Below are 20,957 nucleotides of genomic sequence, written 5' to 3'. Positions count from 1 at the left end.
CATGCAATTTGAAGGTGGCGCTTGACTTCGTCCGATCCGTGTGAAAAATTTTGCAGCAACTGATAAAAATATCACCGGGATGGAAACGTGGTTGGTTTTGGAAACGGCCTTTTGCGGGACGATGATGCCAGCATGGCGGCGCGGGCCGCGTGGCTTCATTACGCCGGCGGCCTGACCCAGTCCGAGGTCGCCAAGCGGCTGGGGCTGACCAGCCTCAAGGCGCACCGCCTCATCACCAAGGCCAACCAGGAAGGCCTGGTGAAGGTCTATATCGACGGCGAAGTGTCGGAATGCGTCGAGCTCGAGGACGAATTGTCCCGCCGCTACGGCCTCGACTATTGCGAGGTGGTTCCGGATTTCGATTCCGAGGATCTGCCGCTCAAGGCGCTCGGCATCGCCGGCGCGCAGTTCCTCAAGCGCGAGATCGAGCGCGGCGAGCAGGCGCTGATCGGCGTCGGCCATGGCCGCACGCTCGCGGCCTGCGTGGAATATCTGCCGCGGACCACCACCGACCGCATCCGTTTCGTCTCGCTGCTTGGTGGCCTGACGCGGAAATTCTCGGCCAACCCGCATGATGTCATCCACCGTCTCGCCGAACGCACCGGTGCCGAGGCCTATGTGATGCCGGTGCCGATGTTCGCCAACACGGCGGAGGACCGCATCGTGCTGCTGGGCCAGAAGGGCATTAGTGAGGTCTTCGATCTCGCCAGATCCGCCGACCTGTTGTTTGCGGGCATCGGCACCGCCGAACGCGAGGCTTCGCTTGTCGCCACCGGCATGATCGAGAAGGGCGAGATGGAGGAGATCCGTCGCAATGGCGGTGTCGGCGAATTGCTCGGCCATTTCTTTGACGAGGCCGGCAAGGCAGTGGCGACGACCGTTTCCAACCGGGCGCTGGCACTGGCGCGCGAGGATATCGCCAGCCGCCGGATTGTCGCCGTCGCCGGCGGCAGGATTAAGGTTCGCGCAATCAAGTCGGTGCTGGAGGGGCGCTATCTCAAGGGCCTGATAACGGACGAGCGCACGGCGCGATCGCTCGTGGAAGAGACGCCGGTCGGGTAGCCGGCAACAGTCCAGTTGAAACTACCCTGTGGAGGAGAAGACGAAATGCATGAGAAAGAGAAAGACCTGATAGATGCCTTCCTGCGCGGACAAGTCGACCGTCGTGGACTGATCAAGGGCCTGGGTGCCATGGGTCTCGCCGCCGGCACCGCCGGCACGCTGCTCAACCTCGGCCAGACCCGCGCGCTTGCCGCGGACTTCGACTGGCAGGCGCATAAGGGCAAGACCATCAAGCTCTTGCTCAACAAGCATCCCTATGCCGACGCCATGATCGCCAATCTTGAGAACTTCAAGAAGCTGACCGGCATGAACGTCGTCTACGACGTATTCCCCGAAGACGTCTATTTCGACAAGGTGACGGCCGCATTGTCGGCGAGCTCGCCCGAATATGATGCCTTCATGACCGGCGCGTACATGACCTGGACCTATGGCCCAGCCGGCTGGATCACCGACCTCAACGAATGGATCAAGGATCCGGCCAAGACCAACCCGAACTATGCTTGGGACGACTTCCTGCCAGGCGTCAAGAATTCCTGCGCCTGGAACGGCAAGCCGGGCGGAGCTTTGGGATCGGAAGACGCCAAGCAGTGGTGCATTCCGTGGGGGTTCGAGCAGAACAACATCACCTACAACAAGGCGATGTTCGACAAGGCGGGCGTCAAGGTTCCCGGCAATATGGACGAGATGGTGGCCGCTGCCGCCAAGCTCACCAAGGATGTCGGCGGCGGCGTCTACGGCATTGGTGTGCGCGGCTCGCGCTCCTGGGCGACCATACACCCGGGGTTCCTGTCGGCCTACGCCAATTTCGATCAGAAGGACCTGAACGTGTCGGCCGACGGTAAATTGTCGGCCGCCATGAACACCGCCCAGTCCAAGGCTTTCCACAAGCAGTGGGTGCAGATGATCCAGGAGAGCGGCCCGAAGGACTGGTCGACCTACACCTGGTACCAGGTCGGCACCGATCTGGGCGCCGGCGCCTCGGCGATGATCTTCGACGCCGATATCCTTGGCTACTTCATGAATGGTGGCGACAACAAGATGGCCGGCAAGCTTGCCTTCGCCGCCTTCAAGGCGAATCCGGAGGCCAAGGCACCAACGCCGAACATCTGGATCTGGTCGCTGTCGATGTCCAACTTCTCCAAGGACAAGGACGCCACATGGTACTTCATGCAATGGGCCTCCGGACCTGAGCATGCGCTGTTCGGCGCCACCAAGATGGATTTTGTCAACCCAGTCCGCCAGTCGGTCTGGAAAGATGAGGTCTTCCGCGAGAAGCTGAACAAGAGCTATCCGGGCTATGTCGAGATGTTCGACGCCTCGGCACCCGGCGCCTCGATCAAGTTCACGGCGCAGCCGTTGTTCTTCGATCTCACCACCGAATGGGCGGCGACGCTGCAGAAGATGGTGTCCAAGGAAGTGCCGATCGACGAGGGCCTCGACAAGCTCGCCGAGAGCATCAACGGCCAGCTCAAGGAAGCCGGCCTCGGTTAAGTCGCAACGAGGGCCGGCCTGCTTGGCGGTTCGGCCCTCGCCACATCTTTCATGTTTGCGATGCGGTGCCGAAAGGTGACCGCCATTTCGCCCCACCGGCCGCCTTGCTCCCTTGGGCGGCCGGCAGGGCGAAGCGACAGCAACAACGGAGCAGCTCGATGACTGCGGTGGTATCGCAAAGGCTCAAGCCATCCGGCTTCAGGATCAGCAAGCGGGTGCTGCCCTATGTGCTCAGCCTGCCGGCCTTGCTGGTCTGCATAGGCATCCTGATCCCGTTCCTGACGTCGGTCGTTTACTCGTTCCAACGCTATCGTCTGAGCCAGCCTTGGGCGCGCCAGTTCAACTGGGGCGACAACTACATCTCCTTCTTCACCGACCCGAAATTCTGGAATACGTTGAAAGTGTCGCTGCTCTATGCCGGCACCACGGTCGTGCTGGAACTGCTTCTCGGTCTCGCCATCGCGCTGCTGCTGCAGAAGCGCTCGACGCTCAACAACTTCATCTCGATCATGCTGTTGATGCCGCTGATGACGGCGCCCGCGCTGGCAGCACTGATGTGGAAGCTGATGACCAATCCGGGCTTCGGCGTGCTGAGCTATCTCGCCAGCCTCATCGGGCTGCAGGATTTTCGCTGGGCGTCGTCACCGTCGACGGCGCTGTTCACCGTCGTGCTGGTCGACATCTGGGTCTACACGCCCTTCATCATGATCCTGCTGCTTGCCGGCCTGCGCAGCCTGCCGACGCAGCCCTTCGAGGCCGCCGCGCTCGACGGCGTGCCGAGGAGCTTCGTCTTTTTCCGCATCACGCTGCCGATGCTGACGCCCTACATCCTGACGGCGACCTTGTTTCGCCTGCTCGATTCCATCCAGCAGTTCGACATCATCTACGCCATGACACAGGGCGGGCCGGGCGACACGCTGACCGTGTTCCAGGTCGAGGCCTATCTCAACTTCTTCCAGTCGACCAATGTCGGTCGCTCGGCGGCGCTGATGATCATCCTGTGGGCGATCACCTATTTCCTCTCAAACATCTTCATCAAGAACTGGCTCAGGCTGCGCGAACGCGCCCGCGGCCAGGCATAGGAGGCGGCGATGGAACATACCTCGCTTCTCGAACGCATCCTGCGCGGCGCGGCACTGACGCTGGTCGTGATCTTCTTCATGTTCCCGATCCTGTGGATCTTCATGATGTCGTTCCAGACCAACGAGACCATTCTGCGCATCCCGCCGCAGCTCATCTTCGAACCGACGCTCGCCAACTACACGGCGTTGATCACCGGCAAGCTGATGACGGCCGCCGGCACGCTCGACATCGCCTTCATGCGCAACCTCTGGAACTCGGTATTCCTGTCGGTGACCTCGGTGGCGGTTTCACTGCTGCTCGGCGTGCCGGCGGCCTACGCCTTCGCGCGCCACAAATTCCGCGGTTCGGAAGACATCGCCTTCACGCTGCTGTCGTTCAAGTTCGCGCCGGCACTTCTGGTGCTGCTGCCGCTGACCCTCTATTTCCAGAAGCTCGGCCTGGCCAACACCTATATCGGGCTGATCTGGGTCTACCAGCTGATCTGCCTGCCGCTGATCCTGTGGATCGTGCGCGGCTATTTCGAGGATATTCCGGCCGACATCGAATATGCCTACCGCATCGGCGGCCATTCCTGGTTCGCCACCTTTCGCAAGATCGCGCTGCCGCTCGCCGGCCCTGGCATCGCGGCGGCCGGCCTGCTTGCCTTCATCTTCGCCTGGAACAATTTCGTTTTCGCGCTGGTGTTGGCTTCGGCCGACAAGCAGCCGGTGACGGTCGGCGCGTTGGCCTTCATCACTTCATCGGGCATCCAGTACGGCCAGATTTCGGCGGCCATAGTCTTGTCGATCACGCCGACGCTGGCGCTCGCCCTTTATGCACAGCGCTATCTGGTCGAGGGCCTGTCGCTCGGCGCGGTGAAAGGATAGAAATGGCCAGCCTCGAACTCAGAAACGTCGTCAAGCGCTACAAGAGCCAGACCGTCCTCGACAATCTGTCGCTGACCGTCGCCGATGGCGAAACGCTGGTGCTGTTTGGTCCCTCGGGCGCCGGCAAGACGGTGCTGTTGCGGCTGGTCGCCGGCGTCATCGATCCGGACGAAGGCAAGATCCTGATCGGCGGCGAGGACATGACCGATGTCGACGCGGAATTCCGCGGCGTCGGCATGGCGTTCCAGAATTTCGCGCTGTTTCCGCATATGAGCGCTTTCGACAATATCGCGACGCCGCTGGCGGCCAAGCGCTCGTCGCAGAGCGCGATCAAGGCCGGTGTCGAGAGCGTCGCCAAATTGTTGAAGATCGGCCATGTGCTTTCCCACAAGCCGCGCGCGCTCTCCAACGGCCAGAAGCAGCGCACGGCCCTTGCCCGCGCTTTGGTCGGTTCGCCGCCGCTGCTTCTGCTCGACGATCCCTTGCGCAATGTCGACGCCAAGCTGCGTTTCGAGATGCGGCTCGAACTGCCGCGGCTGCTCGCCGATCGCGGCGCCACCGTCGTTTACGTTACCCAGGACTACAAGGAAGCCATGGCGCTCGGCGACCGCATCGCGGTGATGTCGCAAGGCGTCATCAGGCAGCTTGGTACGCCCGAGCAGATCTATCGTGAGCCGGCCAACATCGAGATCGCGCGGCTGTTCGGCGATCCGACCATCAACCTGCTCGACGTCAAGCCCGCGCGCGATGCCCGGGGGGGCTATGTCGGCCTGTCCAATGTGCAGGTCCATCTCGCCGATGCTCCCGAGGCCGCCATCGGCCGCGACTGCATCATCGGGCTGAGACCCGAGGCCCTGCATTTCGTCGGCGAAAACGAACCCGGCGCCGTTCCGGTGACCGTCGAGGCGGAGACGCCGCTCAACGAAAAGATCGTTACCCTGGTGCGCACCGTGCGCGGCCGTGAAATCCTGGTCTCGCGCCCGGCCGGAACCCCGGGGCGCAGCGAAGGCAAGGCGCATATCGCCGTCGACGGCGAGAGCGCCCTGCTGTTCGATCGGGCGAGCGGCGAGCGCATCGGCGCCAGGAATGTCGTCAAACTGCGCAACGGAGAAGCGGCATGAGCCCGAGCGCGCTCACCATATCAGGCGTCGACAAGTTCTATGGCCCGATCGACAGGGGCGTTCACGCCGTCAAGAACCTGACGATGGAGATCGGCGAGGGCGAGATCGTGGCGCTGCTCGGGTCGTCGGGCTGCGGCAAGACCTCGACCTTGCGAATGATCGCTGGCTTCGAGGAGGTGTCGCGTGGCGCGATCGCGGTCGCCGGCCGCACGGTACACACCTTGCCGCCGGTCAAACGCAATGTGGCGATGGCCTTCGAGGGCTATTCGCTCTATCCGCCGCTCACCGTGCGCGAGAACATGGCCTTTGCCCTCAAGGCCGCAAGGCTGCCCAGGAGCGAGGTCGACGCCAAGGTCGCCAGCATCGCAAAGCTGCTGGAGATCGAGGACATATTGGAGCGCTATCCCAGCTCCATTTCGGGTGGCCAGCAGCAGCGCGCCAGCCTCGGCCGGGCGCTGATCCGCGAGGCCGACCTGCATCTGCTGGACGAGCCGATGGGCCAGCTCGAGCCGCAGCTTCGCGCCGTGCTGCGCGGCCGCATCAAGCACTTCATCAAGGAACGCGGCCTGACCGCGATCCTGGTCACCCACGACCAGACCGAGGCGAATGCGCTGGCCGACCGCATCGCGGTGATGGAGGGCGGCGTGCTGCAGCAGTTCGATACGCCGGACCGGATCAAGGAGCGCCCGGCGAACCTGTTCACCGGCACCTTCGTCGGCGAGCCGCCGATGAACGTCTTCGAGGCCTTTGTCGGCACGACCGCCGGCCGCATCAGTCTCAAGCTGCCCGACGGGCTGTCGCTCGACTATGACAAGGACGCCTTCAGCACTCCGGTTCGCGACCAGCTGCTCAGCCGCGAGCGGGTGGTCATCGGCATCAGGCCCTATGCGGTCCGGCGTTCGAAGGAGGGGGTTCCGGCCAGGGTCTCGGCCAACCAATGGCTCGGCGACCAGACCCACATCGCCGCCGACTTCGCCGGCGGCTCGCTGGTCCTGGTGGAGCATGACCGCACCCGGCTCGACCTCGGCGCGCCCATCAATGTCAGCATCGATCCCAAAAACCTGCACGTCTTCGACCAGGCGAGCGGCAAGGCGATCTCGCACGGCATGGAGCTCGCGTAATGCGCGACGTACTGATCGGCATCGATGCCGGCACTTCCGTCATCAAGTCCATCGCTTTCGACACGAAGGGCCGCCAGATCGCGGCCGCGGCAACGCCGAACCATTATGAGACGCTGCCGGGCGGCGGCGCCGAACAGGATCTGGCCCGCACATGGGCCGATGCCGCCACGACCCTGCGCCAGCTTGCCGACAAGGTGCCCGATCTCGCCAGCCGGACCGTCGCCATCGCGGTGACCGGGCAGGGCGACGGCACCTGGCTGATCGACGGCGGGGGCGAGCCGGTGGCCAAGGGTTGGCTCTGGCTCGACGCGCGCGCCGCCGGCGTCGTCGAGGAAATCCGTGCGCGGCCCGATGACCGGCTGCGCTTCGAGAAGACCGGCAGCGGTCTCGCCGCCTGCCAGCAAGGCTCGCAGTTCGCCTTCATGAAGCGCACCATGCCCGAAATGCTCGGCAAGGCCGCGACCGCGTTCCACTGCAAGGATTGGCTCTATTTCAAGCTGACCGGCGAACGCGCCACCGATCCGTCCGAAGGGACCTTCACTTTCGGCAACTTCCGCACCCGTGACTACAGTGGGGACGTGCTCGACGTCCTCGGCGTCGCCGATCTCAGGCACCTGCTGCCGCCGATCGTCGACGGCACGAGCCACAGCGCCGGACTGTCGCCGGCCGCCGCCGAAGTCACCGGAATGCTTGCCGGCACACCCGTCGTGCTCGGTTATGTCGACGTCGTCTGCACCGCGCTCGGCGCCGGCCTTCTCGACCGCGAGCGCAAGCCCGGCTGCTCGATCATCGGTTCCACCGGCATGCACATGCGGCTGGCCGAGACCCCTGATGATGTGCAGCTCAACGAAGCGGCGACCGGTTATACGATGGCGATGCCGGCGCCGGGCGTCTTCGCGCAGATGCAGTCCAACATGGCGGCGACGCTCAACATCGACTGGGTGCTTGGCCTCGCTTCGGGCATCCTCGCCTCGCAAGGCATAACCCGCAGCAATGGCGAGATGATCGCGCTGGTCGATGCCTGGATCGCGGCCTCGCAGCCGGCTTCGCTGCTCTACCAGCCCTACGTGTCGGAAGCCGGCGAGCGCGGACCGTTCGTCGATGCCAATGCCAGGGCAGGCTTCGTCGGCATTTCGTCGCGTCACGGCTACGCCGATCTGGTGCGCGCCGTCTTCGAAGGCTTGGCCTTCGCGGCGCGCGATTGCTACGCCGCCATGGGCCCGTTGCCGCGCGAAATTCGCCTGACCGGCGGCGCCGCCAGAAGCCCGGCGCTGCGCAAGATCCTGGGTGCGGCCATCGGTGCCGACACGCGCACCAGCGCGCGCGAGGAGGCCGGCGCGGCCGGTGCCGCAATGATCGCCGCGGTCTGCATCGGTCAATACGCCTCCATGGACGAATGCGTCGGCGAATGGGTGACGCCGCTGCTCGGCGAGGCCGAGCCGAGCGACCCGGATCTCGCCGCGATCTACGACAGGATGACCCCGTCCTACATGCTGGCGCACCAGGCCCTGCGGCCGGTCTGGCGTGCCATGGCGACATCACAGGAAAATTGAGAAGTCGAGTATGCTGAGGAAAATAGCGATCATTGGCGACAACTTCATGCTGCCGGAGGTGTTTCGCGTCAAAATCGAGAAGGTGGCCAGTGGCGACCTCGATATCAGGACATTGCGGACGGCCTGGCCCGACGAGCCGATGGAGTTCGGCAACGCCGCGCTGGGCCTCGACAAGGTCAAGGAATATTTCGGCCATCCCGACGAGGTCGTCGACTTCATCGACGATGCCGAAATCCTCGTCACCCAGCTTGCGCCCCTGTCGGAGGGCATGATGCGGCGCCTGCCAGGGCTCAAGCTGGTCGCGGTGTCGCGCGGCGGCCCGATCAACATCGACATGGAAGCGGCCCGCGCGCATGGCATCACCGTGGTCAATGTGCCCGGCCGCAACGCCACCGCCGTGGCTGAGTTTACCATCGGCGCCATCCTGGCCGAGACGCGGCTGATCCGAGTCGGCCACGAGGCCTTGCGCAAGGGGGAATGGCGCGGCGATCTCTACCGCGCCGACCGCACCGGCCGCGAGCTCGGCGAAATGACCGTCGGCGTGGTCGGCTACGGCAATATCGGCACGAAGGTGGTGCGCCTGCTGCGCGCCTTCGGCTGCCACGTCCTGGTCAGCGATCCCTATGTGCAACTGAGCGCCGAGGATCGCAACGCTGGCGTCGAACTGGTTGCGCTCGACGACCTCCTGTCGCGCTCCGATGTGGTCACGCTGCATTCACGGGTGACGCAGGAGACACGCGGTCTGATCGGCAAGGACACCATCGCGCGGATGAAGCCGGGCGTGATCTTCGTCAATACGGCGCGTGGCCCGCTGGTCGACTACGACGCACTCTACGAGGCGCTGGTTTCAGGGCAGATCGCCAGCGCCATGCTGGAAACCTTCGCGGTCGAACCGGTGCCCTCGGACTGGCCCTTGCTGCAGCTGCCCAACGTGACGCTGACGCCGCATATCGCCGGCGCTTCGGTGCGCACCGTGACCTATGCCGCCGAGCAGGCCGCCGAGGAAGTGCGCCGCTACCTGGCCGGCCTGCCTCCGGTCAATCCGTGCTGAGAGCGATGGCCATGATGCGAAAATCAGGCAGTGGGGCGACGGCAAGATGAGCGTCGGCCCTGACATAGTCGACCTCTTCGTCATTGGCGGCGGCATCAATGGCGCCGGCATCGCGCGCGACGCCGCCGGCCGCGGGCTTTCCGTCGTCCTGTGCGAAAAGGACGATCTCGCCGAAGGCACCAGCTCACGCTCGGGCAAGCTCGTCCATGGCGGTCTGCGCTACCTCGAATACTACGAGTTCCGCCTCGTGCGCGAGGCGCTGATCGAGCGCGAGGTGCTGCTGGAATCGGCGCCGCACATCATCTGGCCCATGCGCTTCGTGCTGCCGCACAGCCCGGACGACCGGCCGGCATGGCTGGTGCGGCTCGGCCTCTTCCTCTACGACCACCTCGGCGGCCGCAAGCGGCTGCCCGCCACGCGGACGCTCGACCTGCGCACCGCGCCCGAGGGCGCGCCGATCAAGGACAGTTTCAAGCGCGGCTTCGAATATTCCGACTGCTGGGTCGACGATGCCCGCCTCGTCGTCATCAATGCGCTCGACGCGGCCGAACGGGGAGCGAAGGTCCTCACCCGCACCGCCTGCACCGCGGCCCGCCGCGAGGGCGGCCTCTGGGTTGTCGAGATGCGCGACGTCAGGACCGGCATCAAGACCAGTGTACGGGCCCGCGCGCTGATCAATGCCGCCGGCCCTTGGGTCAACGACATCGTCAACCGCGTTGCCGGCCAGAACTCCAGGCGCAATGTCCGCCTCGTCAAGGGCAGCCATATCGTCGTGCCCAAATTCTGGGAGGGAAGGCAGGCTTATCTCGTCCAGAACAACGACAAGCGCGTCATCTTCATCAATCCCTACCAGAACGATCTAGCCTTGATCGGAACCACCGACATCCCCTACGAGGGCCGGCCCGAGGATGTGAGGGCGGATGAGAGCGAGATCGATTACCTCATCAAGGTGGTCAACCGCTATTTCAAGCGCGGCCTTGCGCGGGGCGACGTGGTCCATTCGTTCTCCGGTGTCCGGCCGCTCTATGACGACAACGCCGACAATCCGAGCGCGGTGACGCGCGACTATATTTTCGAACTCGACGCGCCGGACGCGCAGGCGCCGCTGCTCTCCGTCTTCGGCGGCAAGATCACCACCTTCCGCAAACTGGCCGAGCATGCGCTGGACAGGATCGCACCGTTCTTTCCCCGCATGGGCAAAGCCTGGACCGCGAAGGCGCATCTGCCCGGCGGCGACATCGCCAATGCCGACTTCGAACAGTTTCTTGGCAACCTCGCAAACGAGTATCCATGGATGCCGGCATCGCTGCTCAAGCATTACGGCCGGCTCTACGGCACCAGGACGCGGTCCGTGGTCGGCGGCGCCCGATCGCTCGCCGCACTGGGGCGGTGCTTCGGCAAGGATTTCTTCGAGCGCGAGGCGAACTACCTCTTTGAACAGGAATGGGCGGAAGACGCGGCCGACATTCTCGAACGGCGCACCAAGCATGGCCTGCATTTGTCCGCCGAGGAGAAGTCGGCCTTTGAGCACTGGTGCGCGAGCCGGCAGGCGAGGGCAGGCTGATGGCGCTCATCGCCCCTGTTCTGCGCCGGCGTTGAAGGGATCGCGACCTTGGCTTTCACGCTCTCCCTCAACACCAATCCGCTGGTCAACCGCTTCGCCGAGCCGGATGATCTGATCGATACCGTCGCCTATGAGATCGGCATTCGCGACGTTCAGCTCACGCATGAATTCGTCAACCCAGGCTGGCCGGCGGCGACGATCGTCAAGTTCGTCCGCCTGTTCCGCAACGCCTTGGATCGCACCGGCGTGCGCGTCACCTCCGGCATGACCGGCCCCTATGGCCGGCTGAACCATTTCGGCCATCCGGATGCCGATGTGCGCCGCTATTATGTCGACTGGTTCAAGACCTTTGCCGACATCTCGGCCGAGCTTGGCGCCAGCGGCATGGGCACGCAGTTCGCCATCTTCACGCATCGGGACTATGACGATCCCGCCCGTCGCGCCAGGCTGTTCGACATCGCGATGGACTGCTGGCGCGAGGTCGCCGAGCACGCCCGGGCGGCAGGCCTGACCTATCTGTTCTGGGAGCCGATGTCGGTCGGTCGCGAATTCGGTCACACGATCGAGAATTGCCGGATGCTGCAGGACGCGATCGACGCGGCCGGCATGGCCATTCCGCTGGAGATGATGGTCGACATCGACCATGGCGACGTCACTTCCTCCAATCCGGCCGACATCGATCCCTATGCCTGGGCCGAAGCTTTTCCCCTGAAGTCGCCGATCATCCACATCAAGCAATCGTCGATGAACAAGGGTGGCCATTGGCCATTCACCGCGGCCCACAACAAGGACGGCCGCATCACGCCTGAGAAGCTGCTGGAGACGGTGCGGCGCGGCGGCGGCACCGACAACGAAATCTGCCTCGAACTATCCTTCCGCGAGCGCGAGCCGGTCGACCATCAGGTGGTCGCCATGATCCGCGAGTCGGTCGATTATTGGGCACCGTTCATCGACGCCGGCAGGGCGGGGATTTCGCCGAAGGCCGGATAGAAATCGGACAGGAGCCCATGCGGCTCCTGTCCATGAAATGCAACCGGATCGAACTCAGGCGAATTTCGGATCGAGGCTGCCCGACTTGTAGCGCTTGGCCATTTCCGAAACCGGTAGCGGCTTGATCTTCGGCGCATTGCCGGCGGTGCCGAACTGCTCGAAGCGCTCCTTGCAGAGCTTCCTCATCGCCGCCATCGCCGGCGTCAGATATTTGCGCGGATCGAACTCGCTGGGATTTTCGGTCAGCACCTTGCGGATCGCGCCGGTCAGCGCCATGCGGTTGTCGGTGTCGATGTTGATCTTGCGCACGCCATGCTTGATGCCGCGCTGGATCTCTTCCACCGGGACGCCCCAGGTCGGCTTCATCTGGCCGCCATATTTGTTGATGATCTCCTGCAAGTCCTCCGGCACCGAGGACGAGCCGTGCATGACCAGATGCATGTTCGGCAAGCGGCGATGGATCTCCTCGATTACGTTCATCGCCAGCACCGCGCCGTCGGGCTTGCGCGAGAATTTGTAGGCGCCGTGGCTGGTGCCCATGGCCACCGCCAGCGCATCGACATGGGTGTCGCGCACGAACTGCTCGGCCTGCACCGGATCGGTCAGGAGCTGGTCGTGGCTGATCGCGCCTTCGACGCCGTGGCCGTCTTCCTGCTCGCCGCCGCCGCTCTCGAGCGAGCCCAGAACGCCGATCTCGCCTTCCACCGACACGCCGCCCCAATGCGCCATGTCGACGACGCGCTTGGTGATACCGGAATTATAGGCATAGTCGGCCGGCGACTTGCCGTCTTCCTTGAGCGAGCCGTCCATCATCACCGAGGTGAAGCCGTGCTGGATCGCGGTGACGCAGGTGGCTTCGTTGTTGCCATGGTCGAGATGCATGCAGACCGGGATGTCGGGATGGATTTCGACCAGCGCGTCGATCAGCTTGGCCAGCACCACGTCATTGGCATAGGCGCGCGCGCCGCGGCTCGCCTGCAGGATGACCGGGGACTTGGTCTCCTCGGCAGCCTCCATGATGGCGAGGCCCTGTTCCATGTTGTTCATGTTGAAGGCCGGCACGCCATAGCCGTATTCGGCGGCGTGATCGAGCAATTGTCTCAGTGTGATGCGAGCCAACGATTAGTCTCCCGTATCTGGTTTCGAACTGTGGTTGCGGGCCGCCCGCGCATCGTTCAGCCCACCGATGCTTCTGGCCGGAATCCCGCGCAACCGCAACCGTGACAGACCGTCCCGGCAGCAATTCTTGTTACAGCGGCGCGATAAAAGCCGGCGAAATATCCCACAAAAATATCCCATTATCACAAAAATCATGATACTTACGCGATCATATCTGTTATATCTTCGCTCGATAAGGAGCCAGGCTTCTGCGTTGGCGGGTCGGCGGGAATGAAGAGCGACAACAGACGTCAACGCATCATGGACTTCCTGGTGGACGCCGGCGCGGCGAGCGTCGACGATCTTGCCTCCCGCTTTGGCGTCTCCAGGATGACCGTGCATCGCGACCTCGACGAGCTCGAGGAGAGCGGTTTGCTGCGCAAGGTGCGCGGCGGCGCCTCGATCCAGCCGAGCAGCCTTTTTGAAAGCGATTTCCGCTACCGGCAGAAGCAGGCGATTGGGGAAAAACAGCGCCTTGCGGCGGCGGCCGTGGCCATGATCGAACCCGGCCAGACGGTCATCATCGACGACGGCTCGACCGCGGGCGGTATCGCGCGGTATCTCGCCGATCTCAGGCCACTGACGGTGATTACCAACAATCTCGCCGTCATCCAGGACCTGGCCGGTGCCGCAGGCATCAACCTGATCGCGCTCGGCGGCCAGTACTCGAAGAAATTCCACGGCTTCTTCGGCCTGCTCGCCGAGGCTTCGCTGCGGTCGCTGCGTGCCGACGTCGCCTTCCTGTCGTCGTCCGCCATCCATGGCGCCTCCGCCTTCCATCAGGACCAGGAAGTGGTGCAGGCCAAGCGACTGATGATGGCCGCGGCGACACGCAAATATCTGCTGGTGGATCACGGCAAGTTTGGCCGCAGCGCGCTGCATTTCCTGACCGATCTCAAAGCATTCGACGCCGTCTTCACCGGGCGCGGGCCGGAGCCCGGAATGCGCGACACGCTGGATGCGGCCGGCGTCTCGCTGACGGTGGTTGCCGACAAGGATTGATGATCAAACGGGGATTGAGGATCAAGGAGTGTACGCGTGGTTTACTGGGTCGGTACAAGCTGGAAGATGAACAAGACGCTCGCCGAGGCGCTTGATTTTGCAGGCGCACTGGCCGGCTTCGTGGCGGGTTTCGACGATCGCATCCAGCCTTTCGTCGTCCCGCCTTTCACGGCGGTGCGCGAGGTCGGGCAGGCGCTGTCGACGACGCGCGTCAAGGTCGGCGCGCAGAACATGCATTGGGCCGACGCCGGCGCCTGGACCGGCGAGATCTCGCCGGTGATGCTGAACGATTGTGGCCTAGACCTGGTCGAACTCGGCCACAGCGAAAGGCGCGAGCACTTCGGCGAGACCGACCGCACGGTTGGGCTGAAGACGGCGGCGGCGGTCAAGCACGCACTGATACCGCTGATCTGCGTCGGCGAGACGCTGGCCGAGCGCGAAGGCGGCAAGGCCGATGCGGTGCTGACCAGCCAGGTCGAGGGTGCACTGCAATTCCTCGAGGGCGAGGCGAGGGGAGCAAAAATCCTGTTCGCCTACGAGCCGGTCTGGGCGATCGGCGACAAGGGCATTCCGGCCAGTTCCGACTATGCCGACAGGCAGCAGGCGCTGATCAAGACGGTCGCCGGCGGCCTGCTGCCGTCCGTGCCGCCGGTGCTCTATGGCGGCAGCGTCAATCCCGGCAATGCCGCGGAACTGATCGCCCAGCCCAACATCGACGGCTTGTTCATCGGCCGCTCGGCCTGGCAGGCCGAAGGCTACATCGACATCCTGCGCCGCGCGTCGGCCGCCATCTGAATCATCGAACTGGAAAGGACAAAAAATGAAAATAGCCATTGGAGCCGACAGCGCCGGCAAGCCGCTGCTCGACGTCATATCAGCGCATCTGGCGACCAAGCCGGGGCTCACCGTCAGCGACCTCAGCCAGGCCGGCTTCTATGCCGATCTGTCGCGGAAACTTGCCCAGACGATCGTCGACGGCGAGAACGATCGCGGCATCCTGTTCTGCGGCACCGGCATCGGCGTCTCGATCTCGGCCAACAAGGTGCCGGGCATCCGCGCCGCACTCACCCACGACACCTATTCGGCCGAACGCGCGGCGAAATCCAATAACGCCCAGATCATCACCATGGGCGCCCGCGTCATCGGCCCGGAACTCGCCAAGGCCATTGTCGATACCTGGCTGGCCTCGGAGTTCGACGAGAAAGGACCGTCGGCCGGCAACGTCCAGGCGATCGACAAGCTCGACGCGGCGAAGGGCTAAGCGAGACTGTCGCGCATCGCACCGATGACCGTGACGGCCGAAGCCGCACCGGGATCGATATGGCCGAGCGAGCGCTCGCCGAGCCGCGACGAGCGGCCCTTGGCGGCGATCATGTCCTTGGTCGATTCCGCGCCGCGCTCGGCGGCGGCAAAAGCGGCCTGGAGGCTTTCGGCAAGGTTTTTTCCTGCTGCATTGCTGGCGCCGGCCGCTTCCGCCGCCGGTTGCCAGGCGTCGACCATTGTCTTTTCGCCGGTTTCGGCCTTGCCGCGATCCTTGATGCCTTGCGCCATGGCCTGCAGCAGCGCGACGACATCGGCATCCGCCAGCGTCGCCTTGCCCTTGACGGCGGCGGCGGCGCGCATGAAGGCGGTGGCATAGAGCGGGCCGCAGGACGCGCCGACGGCATTGAGAAACGATTTCGCCGCGGCGTTGAGGAGCGCGGTCGGCTCGGCCGCCGCAAGGTCGAGCGATGCCAGAGCATCGCGCGCGGCGTTGAACCCGAGCGCCATGGCAATGCCGTGGTCGGCGTCGCCGATGACGCCGTCGAGCTGGCAAAGCCGGTCCCTGTCGGCTTCCATCGCCACGGCGATCGCATCGAACATTCTTTTCAGGTCGAACGCGGCGATGGTCATGGAGCGCTCCTCAGCCGGCACGGAACATGGCGCAGTCGCAGGGGTGGTCGAGCATCGCCTGCAATTCTTCGTCGAGATGGAAAAGCGTCACCGAAGCGCCGGCCATTTCCAGCGACGTGCAGTAGTTGCCGACCCAGGTCGCGTGGACCGAAACGCCGATGGCGTCGAGCCTCTGCTTGACCCGGCGGTTCATGATGTAGAGCTCCATCAGCGGCGTCGAACCCAGCGAATTGACCAGCACCGCGACCTTGTCGCCGCGCTTCGGCGCCATCTCGGCGAAAATCTTGTCGAGCATCTCGTCGGTGATTTCGTCGGCGGTCCCGAGCTTGCCGCGGGCGATGCCGGGTTCGCCATGGATGCCCATGCCGATTTCCATCTCGTCCGCGCCGATCTCGAAATTCGGCCGCCGGGTCTGCGGCAGCGAGCAGGGCGACAGTGCCACGCCCATGGTGAAGGTGCGGTCGTTGGCCTTGCGCGCGACGCGCTCGCATTCGTCGAGGGAGAGCATCAGGTCGCAGGCGGCACCGGCCGCCTTGAAGATGAAGAAATTACCCGCGACACCACGGCGCTTCCGCCGCTGGTCACGCGGCGCCGAGGCGACGTCGTCGGTGGTCAGCACCGTGCGCACCTCGATGTCGTCCATGGCGGCCATCTCGGCCGCCATGTCGAAATTCATCACGTCGCCGGCATAGTTGCCGTACATGAACAGCACGCCGGCGCCGCCGCTGATCGCCTTGGTGCATTCGACGATCGGATCGGGCGGCGGCGAGGCAAAGACGTTGCCGACAGCCGCCGCGTCCGCCAGCCCCTTGCCGACAAAGCCGAGAAAGGTCGGCTCGTGGCCGGAGCCGCCGCCGATCACCAGCCCGACCTTGCCGGGCCTCGGTCCATCGCGGGCGATGATCGAGCGCGGACTGCCGTCCACGCTCCTGAGGTGGCGAGGATGCGCGGCCAGGATCCCTTCGAGCATTTCGTCGACGGCACGGTTGCCGTCATTGATGATCTTCTTGGTCTGCACCGGCATCCTCCCGAACTCAGTATTTTCCGGGATACTACAGCCCGTTACCGGGATTTCCACCCCGGCAGCGCCGCTTCAGGCCGCGATCTTTTCCCGCGCGGCGAGTATCTGCACACAGGCGTTTGCCGCTTCCTTCCCCTTGACCGTGAAATGCTCGAAGAAGAAGCGATGATGCTCGGCGCTGTCGTGGAAATTGTGGGGCGTGAGCACCGCCGAAAGCACGGGCACGCCGGTCGACAGCTGCACGTTCATCATGCCGTCGACAACGGCGTTGGCGACGAAGTCGTGCCGGTAGATGCCGCCATTGACGACGAATGCCGTGCCGAGGATCGCGGCGTAGCGGCCGGTCCCGGCGAGCGTCTTGGCATGGAGCGGAATCTCGTAGGCGCCGGGCACGTCGAAGATGTCGACGGCAAAGCGTCCGCCGCCAATCTCGGCCAGTTCCGCCCCAAAGGCTTGCACGCACTGGTCGACGATGTCGGCATGCCAGCGCGCCCTGATGACGGCGATGCGGATTGCTTCATAGTCTTTGTGGGAATGCTGATTCATGGGTCCATCCTTCCGTTTCGAACCAGAATCAGGACGCACGATACGAAATGCGGCCCGCCGGGGCGGTCCGTCTTCCGTTTCGTTCTCTTTCATCCGGACTGTAACCGTCGGCTCCGGAATCACACCGGATCTGCTGACCTCTCCGATACCGGAGAGCGCTCGCGGGCTTCGGCCGAAACCGTTACCGCCGGTGGGGACTTTCACCCCGCCCTGAGAACATTAACGCGCTTTGTATGGGAGGATGGTGGGGCCGCTGTCAACGCAGCAGGTGTCCTTGGCCAATCACGTTTTGCCGACTGGAGCAATGCAACAGGCGGATCGTTCTAGCGTGTGCGCCATGCCGCCGCGCCAGCGGCAATCAGCATCAGCAAGGCCGCAACTGCCGCGCATGTGGCGAAGCCGAAGCCGGAATAGAGCGGCCCGAAGCCGGTGGTGCCGACGAACACCGCGAGGTAGGTCACCGCGCTGTTCAGCCCCATGATCGTGCCCCGCCGCGACGGATCGAGCGCCGACAGGCGCATCACCAGCACGTTCAGCCCGAAATGATTGGCAAGTCCCCAGGCAGCCACCATGGCGAGCGTCAAGCCATAGCTGCCGCTGGTCGCGGCGATCGCCACGTAGACGATGGCGACGAGAAGGTAGGCAAAGGGCATGACGCGTCGGGCGCCCAGCCGATCGATGATGCCGTCGAAGAGCGCCGCCGTGCCAAATCCCGCGCCATAGGCGAGGGCCGCCAGCCCATTGGCGCTGACCGGCTGCCCCAGCCCGCTGTGGAGGTGGTCGCCAAGGTAGCCATAGACACCGTAGAAGGCGGTCATGAAGGTGCCGCATGCGATGAGAAGCGGCACAATGCCGGGAATGTTCAACGCCACCAGCGGGGCGGGTGCCGGTCCGGCCTTCCGGACATCCGGGAGCGACGATGCGCTGAGGCCGCCAAGCGCCAGTGCCGCCAGCACGGCCACGGCGACAAAGACGGCGCGCCAGTGCACGAGATCGGCAAGCACCGCCGACAGCGAAACGCCAGCCACCATGCTGAGCGTCCACCCGGTCAGCACCACGCCGATCGTGCCGCTTTCCCGCCCGGGCGGGGCGATGGCCGCGGCACTGGCATAGATTGCCGGCATGGCGACGCCGGCCGCGATCCCAGCGACAAGCTGCGCGGCAACCAGCGCGCTCACCGTCGGCGCGGCCGCGCTGGCGACCAAGGCCAATGCCAGCAGCAGCAAGGCCGCCCGCAGCATCCGGCGCGCGCCGAGCCGGTCGATATGGCGTGCCAGGAACAGGGCGCTCGCCGATGTGCCGAGGCCGAACGCGGCCGCCGCCATCATCACCATCGGGACGCTGGTCGAGAACGACACGGCCACTGCCGGAGCGATCGGACCTAGCACAAGCGAATTCGAGCCGATCACGGCGATGCACCCGGTCAAGAGATAAGCGAGGGCCGGGATGGGCGGCCTGGTGTCCGCGCCCAAGGCTGTAGCTTGATCGTTGTTCGACATATCATCATAATGGCCGTATTAAATTCCGTGACAATCGGGAATACCGCTATGGATGAAGAAACAGATGGCATTCCGCGGAACAGGCCGGCGGCCCGGGATGTCGACGCGACCGACCGAAAAATATTAGGCGTTCTCGTCGAAGACGCGACCGTCAGCTATGCCGAGCTCGGCGATCGCGTCGGCCTGTCGCCGCCGGCAGCGCACGAGCGCGTCAAGCGGCTTCGGCGCAGCGGCGCCATTCGCAACACGGCCGCCATCATCGATCCCAACGCGGTGCGAAAGCCGCTGCTCACCTTCGTTCACATAGACACCAGCGGCTGGGGCAAGACCCCGGAACTGATGGCGATCTCGGAATATCCCGAGGTTGAGGAGATCCACACCGTCGCCGGCGATACATGCGTATTGCTCAAGGTGCGCACCGAGGACACCAAGGCGCTCGAAGGCCTCCTGTTGCGTCTCTACGAGACACCCGGCGTCACCTCGACGCGCAGCTACGTGGTTCTGGCGACCTACCTCGAACGGCCAGTGCAACCCGGCATCACGGCGCAGTGGCCGACGCCGAAGCACATGGGCAAGCCGTTGTATTGAACGGCTTGGCTCGTCGACTAGCTTCCCAGCCGGATCGTCTCGAAATAGGCGTCGGTGCCGACCTGGCCGCCTTTCAGTGCGATCTCAAGACCGTCGATTTCACCGCCGCCATGGGCGACGCAGAGCGGAGATCCCGGCGATTGCGGCAACGGCATGCGCACGGTCAGCGCGTCGATGGCCAATTGTCCGAGCGCGTGGCTGGACGTATCGCCACCAGCGATCACCGCGCGCTTGAGTTTCTGCTCGGCGATCAGACGGCGCAGGATGGTCCCCAGTGCCCGCCCGAGCGTATTGCGGGCGCCCTCGATCCGGTCGATCTCGGCGCCGCGATCGGCCTGTGGACCAAGCGCGGTGTAGAGGATGACGCTGCGGCCCTTGGCAAGGCTCGCCAGCCCGGCCGCGACCGCCTGCTCGATCGCTTCGCCGGCGCCCTCGCGGACCAGCCGCATCGCATCCATCTCAATACCCTCGAACCCGTGGGCGAGTGCGTGGCGGATTTGCTTTTCCGTGGTGGGCGAGACGCTGCCCGACACCACGGCGAGCCGATCCACCGGACCGGGCGACGCGAATGCCGCATGCCCCGACACGATGCCTTTGGCGGCCCACGCGGCAAGCAAGGCATATTCGGCGCCGGACGATCCGACGACGAAGCCATGGCCCTTTTCATGGATGCGCCAAAGCTGTTCGCCGACCCGCTGCTGAGTCCGGAGGCTGTCGACGTCGAACAGGACGATGTCCTTGTCTCGCAGGATCTGATCGACCGTTTGCGAAAGATCGTCCGCCTGCAGCGCCGCCAGGTCGACCAGACCGGAACTTAGGCTGGTCTGGCGCGAAAGGTGGATGAGCAGGTCGGCCTCGTCCATCGGCGTCACCGGATGCCTGCTCATCACCGGATGCCGGTCGATGCGGAAATATGCACCGCGGAATGCCGCGAAGAGATTGCCGAAGGCGGTGTAGCGCTTGAGCTGCGGCGCCCCGACCACCATCGGCACGCTCGCTCGGCCGAAAATACGCCTGCCGATTTCGGTGGCGCGGCCAATGCTGCCGACCGCCGGGCTGGAATCGAAGGTAGAGCAGATCTTGTAGTGGCAGATCGCCGCCCCGAGGCCTTTCAGCCATTCGAAGGCCGGCGTAAGGTTTTCCTCCATCCATTGCGGCGTTTCGCTTCGGCTGGTGCCCGCCAATCCAACCGCGCGGCAATGCGAAAATCGCGCCAGCAAGGACGGATCGGGCTGGTTCATGAACAGCACCGTCGGAACGCCGCCGAGCTCAAGCGCCTCCATGACGTCCGTCGAACCGGTAAGGTCGTCGCCATAATAACTGAGGAGCAGGTTTTGCGCGGCCATGC

Annotated in this window: 20 protein-coding genes and 1 riboswitch; of the genes, 14 read left to right on the top strand and 6 right to left on the bottom strand. The window is 64.4% G+C overall.

Going from position 1 to position 20,957, the window contains the following annotated elements:
- The first annotated feature begins 87 nt into the window (after window positions 1–87).
- The 10 genes from FJ527_RS14345 (at window position 88) to FJ527_RS14300 (ending at window position 11,902) form a co-directional block, all read left to right on the top strand.
- Window positions 88–1,062, top strand: coding sequence for a sugar-binding transcriptional regulator (locus FJ527_RS14345; protein WP_015318970.1), 975 nt, complete (start codon window positions 88–90; stop codon window positions 1,060–1,062).
- Window positions 1,063–1,107: 45 nt separating this feature from the next.
- Complete coding sequence (locus FJ527_RS14340) at window positions 1,108–2,553, top strand: extracellular solute-binding protein (RefSeq protein ID WP_140715183.1); 1,446 nt, start codon at window positions 1,108–1,110, stop codon at window positions 2,551–2,553.
- A gap of 158 nt (window positions 2,554–2,711) precedes the next feature.
- Complete coding sequence (locus FJ527_RS14335; protein ID WP_015318968.1) at window positions 2,712–3,635, top strand: sugar ABC transporter permease; 924 nt, start codon at window positions 2,712–2,714, stop codon at window positions 3,633–3,635.
- Between the two features lie 9 nt (window positions 3,636–3,644).
- Window positions 3,645–4,502: a carbohydrate ABC transporter permease gene (locus tag FJ527_RS14330; RefSeq protein ID WP_015318967.1), complete on the top strand. Its 858-nt coding sequence runs from the start codon at window positions 3,645–3,647 to the stop codon at window positions 4,500–4,502.
- 2 nt (window positions 4,503–4,504) lie between these two features.
- Window positions 4,505–5,623: an ABC transporter ATP-binding protein gene (locus FJ527_RS14325; protein ID WP_140823406.1), complete on the top strand. Its 1,119-nt coding sequence runs from the start codon at window positions 4,505–4,507 to the stop codon at window positions 5,621–5,623.
- Complete coding sequence (locus tag FJ527_RS14320; RefSeq protein WP_015318965.1) at window positions 5,620–6,744, top strand: ABC transporter ATP-binding protein; 1,125 nt, start codon at window positions 5,620–5,622, stop codon at window positions 6,742–6,744. Before FJ527_RS14325 ends, FJ527_RS14320 begins: the two co-directional genes overlap by 4 nt.
- A complete protein-coding gene (locus FJ527_RS14315; RefSeq protein ID WP_140823405.1) occupies window positions 6,744–8,297 on the top strand; it encodes an FGGY-family carbohydrate kinase in 1,554 nt (517 codons plus the stop codon). Before FJ527_RS14320 ends, FJ527_RS14315 begins: the two co-directional genes overlap by 1 nt.
- A 10-nt stretch (window positions 8,298–8,307) precedes the next feature.
- Window positions 8,308–9,348 carry a 2-hydroxyacid dehydrogenase gene (locus FJ527_RS14310; RefSeq protein WP_181166358.1) on the top strand — a complete coding sequence of 347 codons (1,041 nt, stop codon included), beginning with the start codon at window positions 8,308–8,310 and terminating at the stop codon, window positions 9,346–9,348.
- Between the two features lie 46 nt (window positions 9,349–9,394).
- Entirely contained in the window at window positions 9,395–10,912 is a 1,518-nt protein-coding gene (locus FJ527_RS14305; RefSeq protein WP_140823404.1) for a glycerol-3-phosphate dehydrogenase, read from the top strand.
- Between the two features lie 48 nt (window positions 10,913–10,960).
- Window positions 10,961–11,902 carry a TIM barrel protein gene (locus tag FJ527_RS14300; RefSeq protein WP_140823403.1) on the top strand — a complete coding sequence of 314 codons (942 nt, stop codon included), beginning with the start codon at window positions 10,961–10,963 and terminating at the stop codon, window positions 11,900–11,902.
- Between the two features lie 54 nt (window positions 11,903–11,956).
- On the opposite strand, the gene fba is transcribed toward FJ527_RS14300, so the two are convergent.
- Window positions 11,957–13,021, bottom strand: coding sequence for a class II fructose-bisphosphate aldolase (gene fba, locus FJ527_RS14295; RefSeq protein WP_015318960.1), 1,065 nt, complete (start codon window positions 13,019–13,021; stop codon window positions 11,957–11,959).
- A 270-nt stretch (window positions 13,022–13,291) separates the two neighbouring features.
- Between fba and FJ527_RS14290 the strand changes: the two genes are divergently transcribed.
- The 3 genes from FJ527_RS14290 to FJ527_RS14280 are packed head-to-tail and all read left to right on the top strand — an operon-like array spanning window position 13,292 to window position 15,323.
- Entirely contained in the window at window positions 13,292–14,062 is a 771-nt protein-coding gene (locus tag FJ527_RS14290) for a DeoR/GlpR family DNA-binding transcription regulator (RefSeq protein WP_140823402.1), read from the top strand.
- 36 nt (window positions 14,063–14,098) lie between these two features.
- A complete protein-coding gene (locus tag FJ527_RS14285) occupies window positions 14,099–14,857 on the top strand; it encodes a triose-phosphate isomerase (RefSeq protein WP_140823401.1) in 759 nt (252 codons plus the stop codon).
- A 25-nt stretch (window positions 14,858–14,882) separates the two neighbouring features.
- Window positions 14,883–15,323, top strand: coding sequence for an RpiB/LacA/LacB family sugar-phosphate isomerase (locus FJ527_RS14280; RefSeq protein ID WP_015318957.1), 441 nt, complete (start codon window positions 14,883–14,885; stop codon window positions 15,321–15,323).
- Here the strand turns inward: FJ527_RS14280 and dhaL are convergent.
- The 4 genes from dhaL to FJ527_RS14260 form a co-directional block, all read right to left on the bottom strand.
- The gene (gene dhaL / locus FJ527_RS14275; protein ID WP_140661504.1) at window positions 15,320–15,955 is read right to left on the bottom strand and encodes a dihydroxyacetone kinase subunit DhaL; all 636 of its coding nucleotides are present in this window, start codon (window positions 15,953–15,955) and stop codon (window positions 15,320–15,322) included. The two genes, FJ527_RS14280 and dhaL, sit on opposite strands and share 4 nt — an antisense overlap.
- A 10-nt stretch (window positions 15,956–15,965) precedes the next feature.
- On the bottom strand, window positions 15,966–16,973 hold the full coding sequence (locus FJ527_RS14270) for a dihydroxyacetone kinase subunit DhaK (RefSeq protein WP_140823400.1): 1,008 nt from the start codon (window positions 16,971–16,973) through the stop codon (window positions 15,966–15,968).
- A 75-nt stretch (window positions 16,974–17,048) separates the two neighbouring features.
- A complete protein-coding gene (locus tag FJ527_RS14265) occupies window positions 17,049–17,522 on the bottom strand; it encodes a 6,7-dimethyl-8-ribityllumazine synthase (RefSeq protein WP_140823399.1) in 474 nt (157 codons plus the stop codon).
- A gap of 77 nt (window positions 17,523–17,599) precedes the next feature.
- Window positions 17,600–17,744: riboswitch (FMN riboswitch) on the bottom strand.
- Window positions 17,745–17,845: 101 nt separating this feature from the next.
- Complete coding sequence (locus tag FJ527_RS14260) at window positions 17,846–19,021, bottom strand: MFS transporter (protein WP_140823398.1); 1,176 nt, start codon at window positions 19,019–19,021, stop codon at window positions 17,846–17,848.
- A 48-nt stretch (window positions 19,022–19,069) separates the two neighbouring features.
- Between FJ527_RS14260 and FJ527_RS14255 the strand changes: the two genes are divergently transcribed.
- Window positions 19,070–19,609 (top strand): Lrp/AsnC family transcriptional regulator, encoded by a 540-nt coding sequence (locus tag FJ527_RS14255; RefSeq protein ID WP_015318952.1) that lies wholly within the window; start codon window positions 19,070–19,072, stop codon window positions 19,607–19,609.
- Window positions 19,610–19,626: 17 nt separating this feature from the next.
- Here the strand turns inward: FJ527_RS14255 and FJ527_RS14250 are convergent, their stop codons facing one another.
- A complete protein-coding gene (locus FJ527_RS14250) occupies window positions 19,627–20,955 on the bottom strand; it encodes a four-carbon acid sugar kinase family protein (RefSeq protein WP_140823397.1) in 1,329 nt (442 codons plus the stop codon).
- Window positions 20,956–20,957 lie beyond the last annotated feature (2 nt).

This window comes from Mesorhizobium sp. B2-4-18 (assembly GCF_006441385.1).
GTDB lineage: Bacteria > Pseudomonadota > Alphaproteobacteria > Rhizobiales > Rhizobiaceae > Mesorhizobium > Mesorhizobium australicum.
Note: the sequence above shows the minus strand (reverse complement) of the source record. Positions and strands in the feature narration are given on the sequence as shown.